At 71.6% G+C, this 16,754-nt stretch carries 16 protein-coding genes; 8 read left to right on the top strand and 8 right to left on the bottom strand.

The features are described 5' to 3' along the window. Positions 1-24: 24 nt before the first annotated feature. The 4 genes from ABT025_RS07305 to ABT025_RS07290 form a co-directional block, all read right to left on the bottom strand. The gene (locus ABT025_RS07305) at positions 25-1,113 is read right to left on the bottom strand and encodes an iron-siderophore ABC transporter substrate-binding protein (RefSeq protein WP_350990821.1); all 1,089 of its coding nucleotides are present in this window, start codon (positions 1,111-1,113) and stop codon (positions 25-27) included. A gap of 280 nt (positions 1,114-1,393) precedes the next feature. Beyond that, positions 1,394-2,251, bottom strand: coding sequence for a helix-turn-helix domain-containing protein (locus tag ABT025_RS07300; protein WP_350990819.1), 858 nt, complete (start codon positions 2,249-2,251; stop codon positions 1,394-1,396). A 72-nt stretch (positions 2,252-2,323) separates the two neighbouring features. After that, positions 2,324-2,617, bottom strand: coding sequence for an MTH1187 family thiamine-binding protein (locus ABT025_RS07295; protein WP_350990817.1), 294 nt, complete (start codon positions 2,615-2,617; stop codon positions 2,324-2,326). Then, on the bottom strand, positions 2,614-2,964 hold the full coding sequence (locus ABT025_RS07290; RefSeq protein WP_350990815.1) for a DUF3817 domain-containing protein: 351 nt from the start codon (positions 2,962-2,964) through the stop codon (positions 2,614-2,616). Before ABT025_RS07290 ends, ABT025_RS07295 begins: the two co-directional genes overlap by 4 nt. Before the next feature lie 256 nt (positions 2,965-3,220). Here ABT025_RS07290 and ABT025_RS07285 point away from each other — a divergent pair, with 256 nt between their 5' ends. The 4 genes from ABT025_RS07285 to ABT025_RS07270 all read left to right on the top strand — a co-directional run bounded on the left by ABT025_RS07285 (position 3,221) and on the right by ABT025_RS07270 (position 5,851). After that, positions 3,221-3,853 carry an AIM24 family protein gene (locus tag ABT025_RS07285; protein ID WP_350990865.1) on the top strand — a complete coding sequence of 211 codons (633 nt, stop codon included), beginning with the start codon at positions 3,221-3,223 and terminating at the stop codon, positions 3,851-3,853. Beyond that, positions 3,853-4,503, top strand: a complete 651-nt coding sequence (locus ABT025_RS07280; protein WP_350990813.1) for an AIM24 family protein — start codon at positions 3,853-3,855, stop codon at positions 4,501-4,503. The genes ABT025_RS07285 and ABT025_RS07280 overlap by 1 nt, the downstream gene beginning before the upstream one ends. Continuing rightward, positions 4,500-5,261 (top strand): AIM24 family protein, encoded by a 762-nt coding sequence (locus tag ABT025_RS07275; RefSeq protein WP_350990811.1) that lies wholly within the window; start codon positions 4,500-4,502, stop codon positions 5,259-5,261. The genes ABT025_RS07280 and ABT025_RS07275 overlap by 4 nt, the downstream gene beginning before the upstream one ends. A gap of 113 nt (positions 5,262-5,374) precedes the next feature. Continuing rightward, positions 5,375-5,851, top strand: a complete 477-nt coding sequence (locus tag ABT025_RS07270) for a MarR family winged helix-turn-helix transcriptional regulator (RefSeq protein ID WP_350990809.1) — start codon at positions 5,375-5,377, stop codon at positions 5,849-5,851. Between the two features lie 13 nt (positions 5,852-5,864). Here ABT025_RS07270 and ABT025_RS07265 read toward each other — a convergent pair whose 3' ends face one another. Both ABT025_RS07265 and ABT025_RS07260 read right to left on the bottom strand, forming a co-directional pair. Further along, positions 5,865-7,325: a sensor histidine kinase gene (locus tag ABT025_RS07265; protein WP_350990807.1), complete on the bottom strand. Its 1,461-nt coding sequence runs from the start codon at positions 7,323-7,325 to the stop codon at positions 5,865-5,867. Then, positions 7,322-7,981 (bottom strand): response regulator transcription factor, encoded by a 660-nt coding sequence (locus tag ABT025_RS07260; protein WP_350990805.1) that lies wholly within the window; start codon positions 7,979-7,981, stop codon positions 7,322-7,324. The genes ABT025_RS07265 and ABT025_RS07260 overlap by 4 nt, the downstream gene beginning before the upstream one ends. Positions 7,982-8,102: 121 nt before the next feature. Between ABT025_RS07260 and ABT025_RS07255 the strand changes: the two genes are divergently transcribed. Then, positions 8,103-8,690: a PepSY domain-containing protein gene (locus tag ABT025_RS07255; protein ID WP_350990803.1), complete on the top strand. Its 588-nt coding sequence runs from the start codon at positions 8,103-8,105 to the stop codon at positions 8,688-8,690. A gap of 65 nt (positions 8,691-8,755) precedes the next feature. On the opposite strand, the gene meaB is transcribed toward ABT025_RS07255, so the two are convergent. Together meaB and ABT025_RS07245 are read right to left on the bottom strand one after the other, a co-directional pair. Continuing rightward, positions 8,756-9,718 carry a methylmalonyl Co-A mutase-associated GTPase MeaB gene (gene meaB, locus ABT025_RS07250; protein WP_350990801.1) on the bottom strand — a complete coding sequence of 321 codons (963 nt, stop codon included), beginning with the start codon at positions 9,716-9,718 and terminating at the stop codon, positions 8,756-8,758. Between the two features lie 28 nt (positions 9,719-9,746). Further along, positions 9,747-10,949: an acetyl-CoA C-acetyltransferase gene (locus ABT025_RS07245; protein WP_350990799.1), complete on the bottom strand. Its 1,203-nt coding sequence runs from the start codon at positions 10,947-10,949 to the stop codon at positions 9,747-9,749. Positions 10,950-11,084: 135 nt separating this feature from the next. Between ABT025_RS07245 and mce the strand changes: the two genes are divergently transcribed. From mce to ABT025_RS07230, 3 genes are all read left to right on the top strand, one after another. Then, positions 11,085-11,513 carry a methylmalonyl-CoA epimerase gene (mce, locus tag ABT025_RS07240; RefSeq protein WP_350990797.1) on the top strand — a complete coding sequence of 143 codons (429 nt, stop codon included), beginning with the start codon at positions 11,085-11,087 and terminating at the stop codon, positions 11,511-11,513. A gap of 258 nt (positions 11,514-11,771) precedes the next feature. Then, the gene (gene scy, locus ABT025_RS07235; protein ID WP_350990795.1) at positions 11,772-15,569 is read left to right on the top strand and encodes a polarized growth protein Scy; all 3,798 of its coding nucleotides are present in this window, start codon (positions 11,772-11,774) and stop codon (positions 15,567-15,569) included. Between the two features lie 185 nt (positions 15,570-15,754). Next, positions 15,755-16,693, top strand: coding sequence for a coiled-coil domain-containing protein (locus ABT025_RS07230; RefSeq protein WP_350990793.1), 939 nt, complete (start codon positions 15,755-15,757; stop codon positions 16,691-16,693). The last annotated feature ends 61 nt before the right edge of the window (positions 16,694-16,754 follow it).

Here is a 16,754-nt window from a genome sequence, read left to right as displayed (position 1 = left end):
ACCTGGGGCAGCGGCGGACGGCGGTCAGGAGTCCGCGCCGGTGTTGCCCCTGCCCGCGACGGCGTCGGCGAGCATCGGGACGTAGCGCTCCAGCGCCCAGGGGATGGAGAGCACCGACGGACCGCTGGTGGCCATGCCCAGCGTCGGGTCCTGCACGAACGCGTACTTCTTCGCGGCGATCGGCTTCCAGCGCGAGAACAGCGGGTCCTCCAGCGTGTACGGGACCTCGTCGGCGCCGTTGGCCCAGCCGACGAAGACGTCGGCCTCGATCGTGTCGAGCTTCTCCAGGCTGACGCCGCCGTACCAGTTGGTGCCCTTCGCGGTGGACGCGATCGACTCCATCGACGGCGTGTTCACGAAGCCCATCTCGGTCAGCAGCCGGACACGGGCGTCGTAGTTGAGATAGAGACCGAGCTCCGTCGACCCGGGAGTGAGGGCGAGTCCGTAGGTGAAGGTCTTGCCCTTGAACTCGGGGTGTTCCTCGGTCACCGCGGTCAGCCGGCCCTGGACGTCGGTGACGAGGCTCTCGGCCTTCTTCGTCTCCCCCATGGCCTTGCCGATCGTGCGGGTCATCTCCTGCCAGGTCCCGCCGTCCCAGGGCTTGTTCAGGTACGGGATGGTGGGGGCGATCTCGGAGAGGCGCTTGTAGTCGACATCGGTGATGCCTGAGTACAGGCCGACGACGAGGTCGGGCTTCAGCGAGAGGATCTGCTCGAAGTCGATCTCGCCGGCGTCTCCGTAGTTCAGCGTCTCGGGCAGCGGCCCGCCGAGCTTCTCGACCGTGCTGCGGAACCAGGGGGTGTAGCCCTGCTTGTCGCCGCCCCACTGCTCGTCGACGCCGACGGGGACCGTGCCCAGTGCCGCGACCACGTCCAGCGACATCCAGCTGACGGCCACGACGCGCTTGGGCTTCGCCTTGATCGTCGTGGTCCCGTGGCCGTGCTTGATGCTCACGGGGAAGGCGCCCGACGCGGCACCGGCCTTCGCCTTCGCCGTGTCCGGTTCAGAACCGCCGCTGCCGCAGCCCGCCAGCACGACGACGGCCGCGACCGCCAACGCCACGAGGCGCACCACGGCGCCCGGGCCGCGTCCGGCCGGGATGGATCTGGACATGCTTCTCCTCGGATCTGGGCACGCCGCGGTGAGGCGACGGCGGGTGTAGGGGGAGGGCGACCGCAGCGGGGCGACGCGGATACGAGCGAAGCCACCGTTCAACTTAGGTAACCCTCACCTAAGTGAACGTTAAAGAGCCGCACTGCCGACAGGGGGCGCGGACTGGCCATGATGTGTCGAGATTCGGCCACACCTCAGATGAGCGCATCCCGGGCGAGCGCGTCCGCCTACGCGAAAGGGCCCCCGACTCCGGGGGCCCTCTCACGCACCGCGGACGCGCTCAGCGACCGGCTTGCGCCGGCACCGTCTGCTCGCGCAGATACTCGGTCGGACTGACTCCGGTCACCCGGCGGAAGGCGGCGGAGAAGGCACTCGTCGTGGAGTAGCCGCAGCGGTGCGCGACCAGGTTGACGGGGCGGCCCTGCGCCAGGAGCGTCGTCGCCGCCGACATCCGCACCAGCGAACGCCACCGCGCGAAGGACATGCCGACGTCGCGGCTGAACGCCCTGGTGACGGTACGTACGCTCAGCGCGTGCCGCGCCGCCCACGCCTCCAGCGAGAGTTCACTCTCCGGATCGCGCATGACGTCGTCGGCCAGGGCGCGGATCCGCCCGTCCGCGGGGACGGGGACGTCGATGGCGGGATGCGGGTCCTCCTCCAGCAGATCGATGACGACGCGCTGGGTCCGCAGCCGGAGATCATCGGGCATCGCGGTGGCGTCGAGGTGGAGCAGCATCTCCTGGAGGGCACGCCGCACCCGCAGCGGGCGCAGGGCGGACCAGTGCGACGGAATCGCCGCCCGGGTCACGTACGTGTAGCAGCTCACACTGCCCGGATCGGCCGAGGCGTCATGAGGGGTGCCGGGAGGCAGCCAGACCCCCTGCCCGGGCACGAGCCGGCGCATGGCGTGACGGGTGTGCAGCGTCAGCGAACCGTGGTGCGGCCAGACCAGCAGCCCGTCGGAGTGGGTATGCACACCGGAGACGATCGGGACCGCCGGCGGAGACCCGTCGAAGACGGCGGTGGCGAGCAGATAGGGGGCGGACACCTCCGCACCACCCACAGACGGCTCGGCCCATCGGAGCGCGACCGCCGTGGACACCTCGTCGCGCCCGCGGTCCAGGACTGTAGCCAGCATGAACTTAGGTTACCCTAACCCGCCCCTCGCCCAGGAGGCTCACCGGAATACGGGGAGGGGCGGGACGCGGCGTCAGTCCGCGAGGTAGCGCTCGACCGTCTCGACCTTGGAGGTCAGGCCGTCGGTGACACCCGGGCGGATGTCGGCCTTGAGCACGAGGGAGACCCGTCCGGCGCGCGCCTCGACGGCCTCGACGGCGCGCTTGACGACGTCCATGACCTCGTCCCACTCCCCCTCGATGGAGGTGAACATGGCGTCCGTGCGGTTGGGCAGCCCGGACTCGCGGACCACCCGGACGGCGTCGGCGACATACTCGCCGACGTCCTCGCCGACACCCAGCGGGCTGACGGAGAAGGCGACGATCATGCGCTGACCGTGCCTTCCCGGCGGGCGCGGGCGGCGATGACGCCGTCGGTCTCGTAGCGCTTGAGCACCTTGTCGCCGTACAGGCCGCCGAAGGGCAGCACGCAGAGCACGAAGAAGAACGCGACGCGCTTGAGCGGCCACTTGGTCTTGTTCCAGACGTCCAGCAGCAGGACGACGTAGATCACGAAGAGCACGCCGTGCAGCATGCCGAGCGGCATCATCAGGAAGTCGATGTCGGAGATCCGGCTCAGAACCGAGCCGAACAGGATCAGCGCGGGGAAGGACAGCGCCTCGGGAATCGAGATGAGGCGCAGCCGGTGCAGGGCGGTGGCGGTCTTGATGTCCACGGGGGCACCTTCGGTGGGAGGACGGTGACAGCTTGTGAACGCAGGCACAAGCGGTCCCCATTGTGGCATCGGCGCACGCGGTCCCCGGCAGCGGGGGCGGCCCCCGGGACCTCTCGGCGTGTCCGCTCCGTACCGGATACGTCCCCATTACGTCCGCATCCGGTACCGGATGCGTATCAGGGGCGGTTCAGGGGCCGGATCGTGACGCAGACCCTGTCCCGGCGGCGGCCCCTGCCGCTACCGTCGCCGGGTGGCAATGTTCCGACTCCAAGGCAGCAAGACGCTCGCCGTCGACCTGACCGGCGACGCCGTCAAGGCGAAGAACGGCTCGATGGTCGCGTACGACGGCCGGATGACGTTCAAGAAGATGACCGGCGGGGGTGATGGCCTGCGCGGCATGGTGACCCGCCGGCTGACCGGTGAGCAGATGACCGTGATGGAGGTGACCGGGCAGGGCACCTGCTTCTTCGCCGACCGTGCGAGCGAGATCAACCTGGTCTCGTTGCGGGGCGAGAAGCTGTACGTCGAGGCGAGCAATCTGCTCTGCACCGACGCCGGGCTGCGCACCGGCACCACGTTCACCGGGCTGCGCGGCGGCGCGACGGGCAACGGCCTGTTCACCACCACCGTCGAGGGGACGGGGCAGGCGGCGATCATGTCGGACGGCTCGGCCGTGGTCCTGCGGGTCTCCGCCCAGTACCCGCTCTTCGTCGATCCGGGCGCCTACATCGCCCACCAGGGCAACCTCCAGCAGCACTTCCAGTCCGGGGTGAACTTCCGGACGCTGATGGGCGAAGGATCGGGCGAGTCCTTCCAGATCCGTTTCGAGGGCGAGGGACTCGTCTACGTCCAGCCCAGCGAGCGGAACACGATCGGGGGCAACGTCTGATGCCGTTCCGCGAGATCAACTCGAAGATGGTCGAGGCGACGGTGATCCCCGGCCAGAAGATGTTCAGCCAGCGCGGCGCGATGCTGGCCTACCGCGGCGAGGTGTCGTTCACGCCGAACATCCAGGGCGGCCAGGGCGGTGTCATGTCGATGATCGGGCGCCGGATGGCGAACGAGGCGACCCCGCTGATGACGGTCGAGGGGAGCGGCACGGTGATGTTCGGCCACGGCGGCCACCACATCCAGGTGATCAACCTGGCCGGGGACACCCTCTACGTGGAGGCCGACCGGCTGCTCGCCTTCGACGGGACGCTCCAGCAGGGCACGATGTTCATGGGATCGCAGGGCGGCGTGATGGGCATGGTCCGCGGCCAGGTGAGCGGTCAGGGCCTGTTCACCACCACACTCAAGGGCCATGGCGCGGTGGCGGTGATGGCGCACGGCGGGGTCATCGAGCTGCCGATCGCCCCGGGCCGCGACGTGCACGTGGACCCGCAGGCCTATGTCGCCCACCACGGCGAGGTGCGCAACAAGCTCTCCACCGCGCTCGGCTGGCGCGACATGGTGGGCCGGGGTTCCGGCGAGGCGTTCCAGCTGGAGCTCAGCGGCAGTGGTGCGGTGTACGTCCAGGCGTCGGAGGAGAAGCTGTGAGCACGCCCGTGGTCTTCGATCCGATGACGCTGCCGTCGGACGACAACGTCAACGCGTACACCTTCTGTGTGGAGCTCAAGGGGAGCCAGTGGTTCCTGCAGAAGGGCAAGATGATCGCCTACTACGGGCGGATCGAGTTCAACGGCATCGGCCACGGCCGCTTCGAGCGGCTGATCCGTACGAGCTTCCACTCGCCGCTGCACGCGAGCGACTGGGTGGTGGCCGAGGGCAGCGGGAAGATGCTGCTCGCGGACCGGGCCTTCGACGTGAACTCGTACGACCTGGACAACGGGAATCTGACGATCCGGTCCGGCAACCTCCTCGCCTACCAGCCGACACTGGCACTGAAGCAGTCGATCGTGCCGGGGTTCCTGACGCTGATCGGCACGGGGAAGTTCGTCGCCGCGTCCAACGGCCCGGTGGTCTTCATGGAGCCGCCGCTGCGGGTCGACCCGCAGGCGCTGGTGGGCTGGGCGGACTGCCCCTCGCCGTGCCACCACTACGACCACGGCTACATGACGGGCGTGATGGGCGGGCTGCGGGCGTTCACGGGGATCGGGGGCGCTTCGGGTGAGGAGCACCAGTTCGAGTTCGTGGGCGCCGGTACGGTGCTGCTCCAGTCCACCGAGCTGCTGATGGCCGAGCAGCCGACGGGCGCCGTGCCGCAGCAAGCGGGTGTACCGGGCGCGGGTCAACCTGGGTCCGGACCCCGCACGCCCGGTCAGCTGGGGGATCTCCAGCGTCGCCTCGGTTTGTGAGCGGTAGTCTGCGGAACGTGACGCCGACCGTCTGCGCCCAGCCTGCGAGCGCGTGCCCGGCGCCACACTCCCCCACTTCGTCCGGCTTTCAACTTCTTAGGTAGAATCCATACATGGAGACCGAGACGGCCACTCGCTGGCTGAGCGACGCGGAGCAGTGCGCCTGGCGCACCCACCTGGACGTCGGCAGGCTGCTGACGCACCAACTGGAGAAGGACCTCCAGCCGTTCGGCCTGACCATGAACGACTACGAGATCCTCGTCAACCTCTCGGAGTCGGACGGCCAGCGCATGCGGATGAGCGATCTGGCCGGTGCCACGCTGCAGTCCAAGAGTCGGCTCTCGCACCAGATCACCCGCATGGAGAGCGCGGGCCTGGTCCGCCGGGAGAACTGCGAGTCCGACCGCCGAGGGCTGTACGCGGTCCTCACCGAGACCGGCGCCGAGACGATGCGCAAGGTCGCGCCGCACCACGTGGCGTCGGTCCGCAAGCACTTCATGGACCTGCTGACGCCGGACGCCCTGGAGCAGCTGCACACGGCCCTGGCCCCGGTCGCCGACCATCTGCGCGGGCGGCGCGGCAAGGCCTGACCCCCCGGGGTGTTCAGCGGGCGTCCGGCAGCCACAGCGCGAACCGGGCGCCCCTCTCCCCCGCGTCCGTCACCGTCAGCCGGCCCCCGTGCCGTACGGCCACATCGCGGGCGATGGCGAGGCCCAGGCCCGCCCCGCCCTCGTCACGGGTGCGGGCGTCGTCGAGGCGGACGAACCGTTCGAAGATCCGCTCACGCTCCGCCCCGGGCACCCCGTCCCCGTCGTCGGTGACCTCGACGACCACACCGCCGCGCTCCCCGCGCACGGCGACAGCGACCGCTGTGCGCGCGTGCCGCTCGGCGTTGTCCAGCAGGTTGCCGATCACCCGGGCCAGCTGCCCGCGTGATCCGGTCACCTCGAAGCCGCCGCCCTCCGGCACCGACACCGTCACCGGGATCCGGTCGCCGGTGCGCTGCGACACCTCTTCGTGGACCAGCGCGCCGAGATCCAGCCGGGCCGTACCCGGCCGCTCCCCCGCGTCCAGCCTGGCCAGCAGCAGCAGATCGGCGGCCAGCGCCTGGAGCCGGACGGTGTCGGCGACCGCGCCCGGCACGTCCAGCAGCTCGGGGTGCGCGGCGCCCACCTCCAGCTGGGTGCGCAGTGAGGCGATCGGGTTCCGCAGTTCGTGCGAGGCGTCCGCGACGAAGCGCCGTTGCCGCTCGACGGAGGCCTCCAGCGCGGTGAGCGTCTCGTTGGTCGTACGGGCCAGGCGCGCGATCTCGTCGTGCGAGCCGGGCTCCGGCACCCGCCGGCTCAGATCCTCGGACGCGGTGATCGCGGCCATCTCGCGCCTGATGCCCTCGACCGGGCGCAGGGCCCGCCGCGTCACCAGCCAGGTCACGCCGGCGACGACGAGGAGCACGACGGGCAGTCCGGTGAGCATGGCGCCGCGCACGCTGGCGACGGCCCGCTGCTCCGCGGCGAGCGGGGCGCCGGCGTGCACGGTCAGGGTGAGCCCCGCCGAGTCCGTGGCCTCGACGGAGGCGAACCGGTAGTCGGCGCGGTCGCCGTCGACGGTGGCGGTGCCGTTGGTGAAGTCCGGGTCGTCGGTGGAGACCTCACCGCGGGCGGGGTCGGCGCTGCCGGTCACGTCGTCGTCATCGTCATCGCCGTCGCCGTCGCCGCCGTCGTCGCCGTTGCGGTCCCCCCGGGGCGAGGGCTGCGGGACGGGGGTGACCCGGTCCGTACCGGTGCCCGAGATCGCCTCCAGGTCCTTGGAGACGGCCACCACCCGGCCTTCCTCGTCGGTCACCTGGACGGGGTGGTCCTCCTCGTCGCCCGTCTTCAGCTCGTCGTACGGCACGTCCAGAGCCAGCTGCCCCGCGACCTCCCGGGCCGCCACCTCGGCCTGGAGCCCGGCCTGGTCGGTGAGGTTGGCGCGCAGGACGAGGAGGACGGCCAGCCCGGCGACGGCCAGCGCCAGGGCCACCACCACGGTGGCGCCGAGCGCCGCCCTGGCCCGTACGGACCTCACGGCGCCTCCAGCCGGTAGCCGGCGCCGCGCACCGTCCGGATGGAGGCCGCCCCGAGTTTGCGGCGCAGGGCGCTGACGTACACCTCGACGATGTTCGGGTCGCCGTCGTAGGCGAAGTCCCAGACGTGTTCCAGGACGTCCGCCTTGCTGACCACCTGGCCGGCCCGCAGCGCGAGCTGTTCCAGCACGGCGAACTCCTTCGCCGTGAGGGCGATCTCGCCCTCACCCAGGTGGACCCGGCGGGCCGCGGTGTCCATGCGCAGGGTGCCGACCGTGACCACCGGCGAGGCGGAGCCGCCCCGGCGCCGCAGCAGCGCCCGGACCCGGGCCACCAGCACCACGTAACTGAAGGGTTTGGTCAGGTAGTCGTCCGCCCCCGTGTCGAGCCCCTCCGCCTCGTCGTACTCCCCGTCCTTCGCGGTCAGCATCAGGATCGGCACCTCGTGGCCGGCGGCGCGCAGGGCGGCGCAGACCCGGTAGCCGTTCATCCCCGGCAGCATGATGTCGAGGACGACGAGGTCGTACGCGCCGTCGGAGGCCCGGTGCAGCCCTTCCGGGCCGTCATGGACGACGTCCACGGCGAACCCCTCGGCGGTGAGCCCCCGGGCCAGGGAGATCGCCAGCCGCTTCTCGTCCTCCACGATCAACAGGCGCATGTGCACAGCGTCGCAAACCGAAGCTGAAGAAGGCTTCAGATGGCTTCAGGCTGCGTTCAGCATCGCCCCGTCAGTGTGGACCGCATCGCAACGGACTGATCCGATCGGGGAGGAAACCCTCATGAAGCGAAAGATCGTCATCGCCGCCGCCACCGCTGCCGTGCTCGTCGGCGGTGGAGCCGCCACTGCCATGGCCTTCACGGACGACGGCGGCCGGGCCGCGGACGGCGGTGCCGCCGCCCGCGTCACCGCCCTCGAAGCGGCCTCGTCCGCCGTCCGGGCCGTCCCGGGCACGGTGACCGGGGCGGAGCTCGACGACGAGGACGGCGGACAGGTCTGGGAGCTCGACGTGTACGGCTCCGACAAGGTCTGGCACGACGTGACGGTGGACGCGGGCAGCGGCAGGGTGCTCGGGAAGCACACGTCCGACGACAACGACGACCGGGACCGCCACGCCCCGCGGTCGGCCCCCGTCACGCTCGGCGCGGCGGTCGCCGCCGCGATCGAGGCGTCCCCGGGCTCGGTGACCTCGATCGAGCTGGAGGGCCGCGGCGGGGCGGTTCACTGGGAGGTGGACGTCCGGGGCGAGGACGGCAGGGCGCACGAGCTGAACGTGGACGCGAAGTCGGCCCAGGTCACGGTGGACCGCTCGGACGACGGTCACGGGGACGACGACGGTCCCGGGGACGACCTGGGCGACGACGACTGAGGCTGTCGCCCAGGCACCGTCCCCGTTCCCGGCGCGGCCGCACGCCGTGCCGGGAACAGGGCCGGTCAGGCCTCCCCGGTGAGCCCCGCCACCAGTTCGTCCGCTGCCGCGTACGGGTCGAGGCGGCCGGCCACGATGCGTGCCGCGAGGGCGTCCAGGCGGCGGTCGCCGTGCAGGTCGCCGATGCGTTCGCGGAGCCGGGTGACGGCGATCGTCTCGACCTCGCGGGCGGCCCTGGCCGTGCGCCGCTCGGCCAGGACGCCGTGCTCCTCCATCCACGCCCGGTGCTTCTCCAGCGCCTCGACGACCTCGTCGATGCCCTCGCCCCGGGCGGCGACCGTCTTCACGATCGGCGGCCGCCAGTCGCCGGGTCCCCGGGACTCCCCGAGGCCCAGCATGTGGTTGAGCTCCCGGGCCGTGGCGTCGGCGCCGTCCCGGTCGGCCTTGTTCACGACGTAGACGTCGCCGATCTCCAGGATTCCGGCCTTCGCCGCCTGGATGCCGTCGCCCATGCCCGGGGCGAGGAGGACGACGGAGGTGTCGGCCTGGGAGGCGATCTCCACCTCCGACTGGCCGACGCCCACCGTCTCCACCAGGATCACGTCGAAGCCCGAGGCATCCAGCACCCGGATGGCCTGCGGAGCCGACCAGGCGAGCCCGCCCAGATGGCCGCGCGTGGCCATCGAGCGGATGTAGACCCCCGGGTCGGACGCGTGGTCCGACATCCGGACCCGGTCCCCGAGGAGCGCGCCGCCGGAGAACGGCGACGACGGGTCGACCGCGAGCACGGCGACCCGCTTCCCCTGCCGCCGGTAGGCGGAGACGAGCGCCGATGTCGATGTCGACTTGCCGACACCCGGTGATCCGGTCAGGCCGACGACGCAGGCGTTGCCCGCCAGGGGCGCCAGCGCCGCCATCACCTCGCGCAGCTGCGGCGACGCCCCCTCCACCAGGGAGATGAGCCTGGCCACGGCCCGGGGCCTGCCTTCACGGGCCTGCTCGACCAGGGTGGGGACGTCCGCCTTCACGCTCGGCCTCCTCGCTCGCTCGTACCGACTACTTGCCCGGAACGCGGATGATCAACGCATCGCCCTGACCGCCGCCGCCGCACAGCGCCGCCGCCCCGGTGCCGCCGCCGCGCCGCTTGAGCTCAAGCGCCAGGTGCAGCACCACGCGGGCGCCGGACATCCCGATCGGGTGGCCGAGCGCGATGGCGCCGCCGTTGACGTTGACCTTGTCCGAGGTGACGCCGAGGTCCTTCATGGACTGGAGGGCGACGGCCGCGAACGCCTCGTTGATCTCGATCAGGTCGAGGTCGTCGACGCCGATGCCCTCCTTCTTGAGGGCGTGGCGGATCGCGTTGGACGGCTGCGACTGGAGGGAGTTGTCCGGACCCGCCACATTGCCGTGCGCACCGATCTCGGCGATCCAGTCCAGGCCCAGCGCCTCGGCCTTGGCCTTGCTCATGACGACGACCGCGGCGGCGCCGTCGGAGATCTGCGAGGCGGTGCCCGCCGTGATCGTGCCGTCCTTGGCGAAGGCGGGGCGCAGCTTGCCGAGGGACTCGACGGTCGTCTCGGCGCGGATGCCCTCGTCCTTGGAGAAGAGAACCGGGTCGCCCTTGCGCTGCGGGATCTCGACCGGGGTGATCTCGGCCTCGAAGAGACCGTTCTTCTGCGCCGCGGCGGCGCGCTGGTGCGACAGGGCGCCGATCTCGTCCTGGGCCGCACGCTCCAGGCCGAGGCGGGTGTTGTGCTTCTCGGTGGACTCGCCCATCGGGATGTTCTCGTAGGCGTCGGTCAGGCCGTCGTGCGCCATCGAGTCGAGCATCTCGATCGCGCCGTACTTGTGGCCCTCGCGGGACTTCGGGAGCAGGTGGGGGGCGTTCGTCATGGACTCCTGGCCACCGGCCACGACGATGTCGAACTCACCGGCGCGGATCAGCTGGTCGGCCAGGGCGATGGCGTCGAGCCCGGAGAGACACACCTTGTTGACGGTGAGCGCCGGGACGTTCATCGGGATGCCGGCCTTGACCGCTGCCTGGCGGGCCGGCATCTGCCCTGCCCCGGCCTGCAGCACCTGGCCCATGATCACGTACTCGACCTGGTCGCCGCCGATGCCGGCCCGGTCCAGCGCCGCCTTGATGGCAAAGCCGCCGAGGTCGGCTCCGGAGAAGCTCTTCAGGGAGCCGAGGAGGCGGCCCATGGGCGTACGGGCGCCCGCGACGATCACTGAGGTGGATCCGGTCGTTCCTGACATGAGGCGCAGCCCCTTGGGATCGATTGTGAACGAGGGTTTACTTGAATGTACTGAGCGGTACCTCACTCGTCATCCGGCAGCGGGTGTGATCGCGCGCACGTTGCGTAACCATCCGCCGAGCGCTGCACTGGTCCCATGCTGACGCGAATCGACCACATCGGAATCGCCTGTGTCGACCTCGACAAGACCGTCGAGTTCTACCGCTCGACCTACGGGTTCGAGGTGTACCACTCCGAGATCAACGAGGAGCAGGGCGTGAGGGAGGCCATGCTCAGGATCAACGGGACGTCGGACGGCGGCGCCTCGTACCTCCAGCTCCTGGAACCGACCCGCGAGGACTCCGCCGTGGGCAAATGGCTGGCCAAGAACGGTGAGGGCGTGCACCACATCGCCTTCGGTACGGCGGACGTCGACGCGGACGCCGCGGACATCGGGGAGAAGGGTGTCAGGGTGCTGTACGACGAGCCCAGGACAGGGTCGATGGGGTCCCGGATCACCTTCCTGCACCCCAAGGACTGCCACGGTGTGCTGACCGAACTGGTCACGTCCCGGACGGAGCACTGACCCGAGAATCCGTCGTCCGGCTCCCGCTGGATCAGCTCGAGCCGGACAACAGCTTCTCAGAGATACCCGGCCCGGTAGAGTGGGCTGTTCCGGGCCGGGGCCGGGTCGGGGCCGCGCCGCGTCCCCAGCCGTTGATCTGTCACCATTCCCCGGGGGACCGTTCGCCGGCGAGCGGTACTCGTTTGGAGTTTGCGACCAGGGTTGGGGCCTCCCCTGTTCGAACGAAGTTGAGAGCTCGGGGAAGGATGGGACCGCGCAGTGCGGGGCTACGAACGCCAGGAGAGCCACCGAGCTGAAGACGACCATCTCTCGCGGTTCGAAGCCGAGATGGACCGGCTGAAGACCGACCGGGAGAAGGCTGTCCAGCACGCCGAGGACCTCGGCTACCAGGTCGAGGTCTTGCGTGCCAAGCTGCACGAGGCCCGGCGCAGTCTGGCGACCCGTCCCGCCTACGACAGCGCGGACATCGGTTACCAGGCGGAGCAGTTGCTCCGTAACGCGCAGATCCAGGCCGACCAGCTGCGCAACGACGCCGAGCGCGAGCTGCGTGACGCCCGCGCGCAGACGCAGCGGATCCTTCAGGAGCACGCCGAGCACCAGGCGCGGCTCCAGGCCGAACTGCACAACGAGGCCGTGCAGCGCCGCCAGCAGCTCGACCAGGAACTGGCGGAGCGCCGCCAGACCGTCGAGTCCCACGTCAACGAGAACGTGGCGTGGGCCGAGCAGCTGCGCGCCAGGACCGAGTCCCAGGCCCGCAGGCTCCTGGAGGAGTCGCGGGCCGAGGCCGAGCAGGCGCTGGGCGCCGCCCGTGCCGAGACTTCCCGGCTGGCCGACGAGACGCGGCAGCGCCTCGGCTCCGAGGCCGAGTCCGCCCGCTCCGAGGCCGAGTCGATCCTGCTGCGCGCCCGCAAGGACGCCGAGCGGATGCTGGGCGCCGCCTCCAGCCAGGCGCAGGAGGCCACTGCGCACGCCGAGCAGCTGCGTACCTCGACGACGGCCGAGACCGAGCAGACCCGGCAGCAGACCACCGAGCTGAACCGGGCCGCCGAGCAGCGCATGCAGGAGGCCGAGACCCAGCTGCGCGAGGCGCGCGTCGAGGCCGAGAAGGTGCTGTCCGAGGCGAAGGAGGCCGCGGTCAAGCGGCTGGCCGGCGCCGAGTCGCAGAACGAACAGCGCACCCGTACCGCCAAGTCGGAGATCGCCCGGCTGGTCGGCGAGGCCACCAAGGACGCCGAGTCCCTCAAGGCGGAGGCCGAGCAGGCGCTCGCCGATGCCCGTGCCGAGGCGGACCGGCTCCGTTCCGAGGCGGCCGACACCGCGCGCACCGCCGCGGCGGAGGACGCCGCGGCCCAGCTCGCCAAGGCGGCCCGTGCCGCCGAGGAGGTGCTGACCAAGGCGTCCGACGACGCGAAGTCGACCACCAGGGCGGCGAGCGAGGAGGCCGACCGGATCCGCCGTGAGGCGGAGGCCGAGGCGGACCGGCTGCGCGGCGAGGCCGCCGAGCAGGCCGACCAGCTCAAGGGCGCGGCCAAGGACGACACCAAGGAGTACCGGGCCAAGACGGTCGAGCTCCAGGAGGAGGCGCGCCGGCTGCGCGGCGAGGCCGAGCAGCTGCGTTCCGAAGCGGTCGCCGAGGGCGAGCGGATCCGCGGCGAGGCCCGCCGCGAGGCCCTCCAGCAGATCGAGGAGGGCGCGAAGACCGCCGAGGAGCTGCTGGCCAAGGCCAAGGCGGACGCGGAGGAACTGCGCGGCGCGGCGGGCACCGAGAGCGAGCGGGTCCGCAGCGAGGCCACCGAGCGGGCGGCGGCGCTGAGGAAGCAGGCGGAGGAGGCCCTGGAGCGGGCCCGCGCCGAGGCCGAGCAGTTGCGCACCGAGTCCGAGGAGCAGGCCCGGTCGGCGACGGCCGCTGCCGAACAGGCGGCGGCGGAGCTGCGCGAGGAGACCGAGCGCGCGATCGCGGTCCGGCAGTCGGAGGCGGCCGACGAGCTGACCCGGCTGCACACCGAGGCCGAGACCCGGGTCGCCACCGCCGAGCAGACGCTGGGCGAGGCGCGTTCCGACGCGGAGCGCATCCGGCGCGAGACGAACGAGGAGTCCGAGCGGCTGCGCGCGGAGGCCGCCGAGCGGATGCGCACGCTCCAGGGGCAGTCCGAGGCCGAGGCCCAGCGGCTGCGCGACGAGGCCGCGGCCGATGCCGCGCAGTCCCGTGCGGAGGGCGAGTCCGTCGCCGTACGGCTGCGCAGTGAGGCGGCCGCCGAGGCCGAGCGGCTGAAGACCGAGGCGCAGGAGAGTGCCGGCCGGGTGCGGTCGGAGGCCGCGGCCGCCGCCGAGCGGGTGGGCACGGAGGCCGCCGAGGCGCTGGCCGCCGCCCAGGAGGAGGCGAACCGGCGCCGCCGCGAGGCCGAGGAGACCCTCGACGCGGCGCGTACCGAGGCGAACCAGGAGCGCTCGCGGGCCCGCGAGCAGAGCGAGGAGCTCCTGGCCTCCGCCCGCAAGCGGGTCGAGGAGGCGCAGGCCGAGGCCCAGCGCCTGGTCGAGGAGGCGGACGCGCGGGCGACCGAGATGGTCTCCGCGGCCGAGCAGACCGCCCAGCAGGTACGGGATTCGGTCAGCGGGCTCCAGGAGCAGGCCGAGGCGGAGATCGCCGGGCTGCGCTCCACCGCCGAGCATGTCGCGGAGCGGACGAGGTCCGAGGCGCAGGAGGAGGCGGACCGGGTCCGCTCCGACGCGTACGCGGAGCGGGAGCGGGCCGGCGAGGACGCGGCCAGGGTCCGGCGGGTGGCGCAGGAGGAGACCGAGGCCGCGACGGCGATGGCCGAGCGGACGGTGTCCGACGCGATCGCCGAGTCGGAGAAGCTGCGGGCCGACACCGCGGAGTACAGCCAGCGGATGCGTACCGAGGCGTCCGACGCCCTGGCGTCCGCCGAGCAGGACGCGTCGCGCAGCCGGGCCGAGGCCCGTGAGGACGCCAACCGGATGCGGTCCCAGGCCGCGGAGCAGGCCGACGGCCTGGTGTCCGAGGCCACGGCCGAGGCCGAGCGGGTCCGCAACGAGGCGACGCAGCAGGCGGCCCGGCTCGGTGACGAGGCGGCGGGCGAGGCCGAGCGGCTGCGGGCGGAGGCGTCGGCGACCGTCGGTTCCGCGCAGGAGCACGCGGCCCGTACCCGCGAGGAGTCGGAGCGGCTGCGCGCCGACGCCGAGGCGGCGGCCGAGCAGATGCGCGCCGAGGCCCGCCAGGAGGCGGACCGGCTGCTGGACGAGGCGCGCGAGTCCGCGTCGAAGCGCCGTGCCGACGCCGCCGAGCAGGCGGACCAGCTCATCAACAAGGCCCAGGAGGAGGCGCTTCGCGCTGCCACCGAGGCCGAGGAGCAGGCCGACACGATGGTCGGGGTGGCCCGCAAGGAGGCCGTGCGGATCACTTCCGCGGCGACCGTCGAGGGCAACACCCTGGTGGAGCGGGCCCGGACGGACGCGGACGAGCTGCTGGTCGGCGCGCGCCGGGACGCCACCCAGATCCGGGAGCGGGCCGAGGAGCTCAGGACCCGCCTGGAGAGCGAGATCGAGGAGCTGCACGACCGTGCCCGGCGGGAGACGTCCGAGCAGATGAAGACGGCCGGCGAGCGCGTCGACAATCTGATGAAGGCGGCGACCGAGCAGCGCGAGGAAGCCGCGGCGAAGGCCAAGGAACTCCTCTCCGACGCCAACTCGGAAGCGAGCAAGGTCCGGATCGCCGCCGTGAAGCGGGCCGAGTCGCTGCTCAAGGAGGCCGAGCAGAAGAAGGCCAGCCTGGTGCGCGAGGCCGAGAAGCTGCGGGCCGACGCCGAGACCGAGGCCAAGCAGACGGTGGACGAGGGCCGGCGCGAGCTCGATGTCCTGGTGCGCCGGCGTGCGGACATCAACACGGAGATCTCCCGTGTCCAGGACGTCCTGGAGGCGTTGGAATCTTTCGAGACTCCCGGGGCAGGCGGCAAGAGCGCGGGTGCCGGTCCGCCCGGCGGCGTCAAGACCACGGCCGCGGCGGGCACTCGTGCGGGTGGCAAGCAGTCGGATGGGTAGTCACCCGGTGCTCTTCAGCGGTCCGGCAAGGACGTTCGACCCTCCGAGTGGCAAGGGTTACGGGGGTCAGCCACTCAAAAGGGGTGTCATTCTCCAGATCAAACGGGCATCTGCTCGATGACACGCCGTTCTGGCGCCTAGGATTCCCTCTATCACCTCACCGGTCTCACTTCGACAGGAACCCCATGAGTGACCCTTCCTCCCCCTTCGGCTTCGAGCTCGTGCGGCGTGGTTACGACCGCGGTCAGGTGGATGACCGCATTACCAAGCTCGTCGCCGACCGTGATAGTGCTCTCGCCCGCATCACGTCTCTGGAAAAGCGCATCGAGGAGCTCCACCTCGAAACGCAGAACGCCCAGGCCCAGGTGAACGACGCGGAACCGTCGTACGCGGGTCTCGGCGCGCGTGTGGAGAAGATTCTCCGCCTTGCCGAGGAGGAGGCCAAGGACCTGCGTGAGGAGGCCCGTCGCGCCGCCGAGCAGCACCGTGAGCTCGCCGAGTCCGCCGCCCAGCAGGTGCGCAACGACGCCGAGACCTTCGCCGCCGAGCGCAAGGCCAAGGCCGAGGACGACGGCGTCCGCATCGTCGAGAAGGCCCAGGGTGAGGCCACCACGCTGCGCTCGGACGCGCAGAAGGACGCGTCCCAGAAGCGCGAGGAGGCCGACGCCCTCTTCGAGGAGACCCGCGCCAAGGCCGCTCAGGCCGCCGCGGACTTCGAGACCAACCTGGCCAAGCGCCGCGACCAGTCGGAGCGCGACCTCGCGTCCCGTCAGGCCAAGGCCGAGAAGCGTCTGGCCGAGATCGAGCACCGCGCCGAGCAGCTCCGCCTGGAGGCCGAGAAGCTTCGCACGGACGCCGAGCGCCGCGCCCGTCAGACGGTGGAGACCGCTCAGCGCCAGGCCGAGGACATCGTGGCCGACGCCAACGCGAAGGCCGACCGGATCCGCAGCGAATCGGAGCGCGAGCTGGCGGCGCTCACCAACCGCCGCGACTCGATCAACGCGCAGCTGACCAACGTCCGCGAGATGCTGGCGACGCTGACCGGTGCCGCGGTGGCAGCCGCCGGCTCCCCCGCCGACGAGGAGCCGGCCTCCCGCGGCGTCCCGGCACAGCAGACCCGCTGATCACTCAGCCGGTCCAACCCTTGCGCGCCCGGTTCCGCCCTTGTGGTGGCGCCGGGCGCGC

Origin of the sequence: Streptomyces sp. NPDC002809, from assembly GCF_040295435.1 — a bacterium.
Lineage (GTDB): Bacteria > Actinomycetota > Actinomycetes > Streptomycetales > Streptomycetaceae > Streptomyces.
Note: the sequence above shows the minus strand (reverse complement) of the source record. Positions and strands in the feature narration are given on the sequence as shown.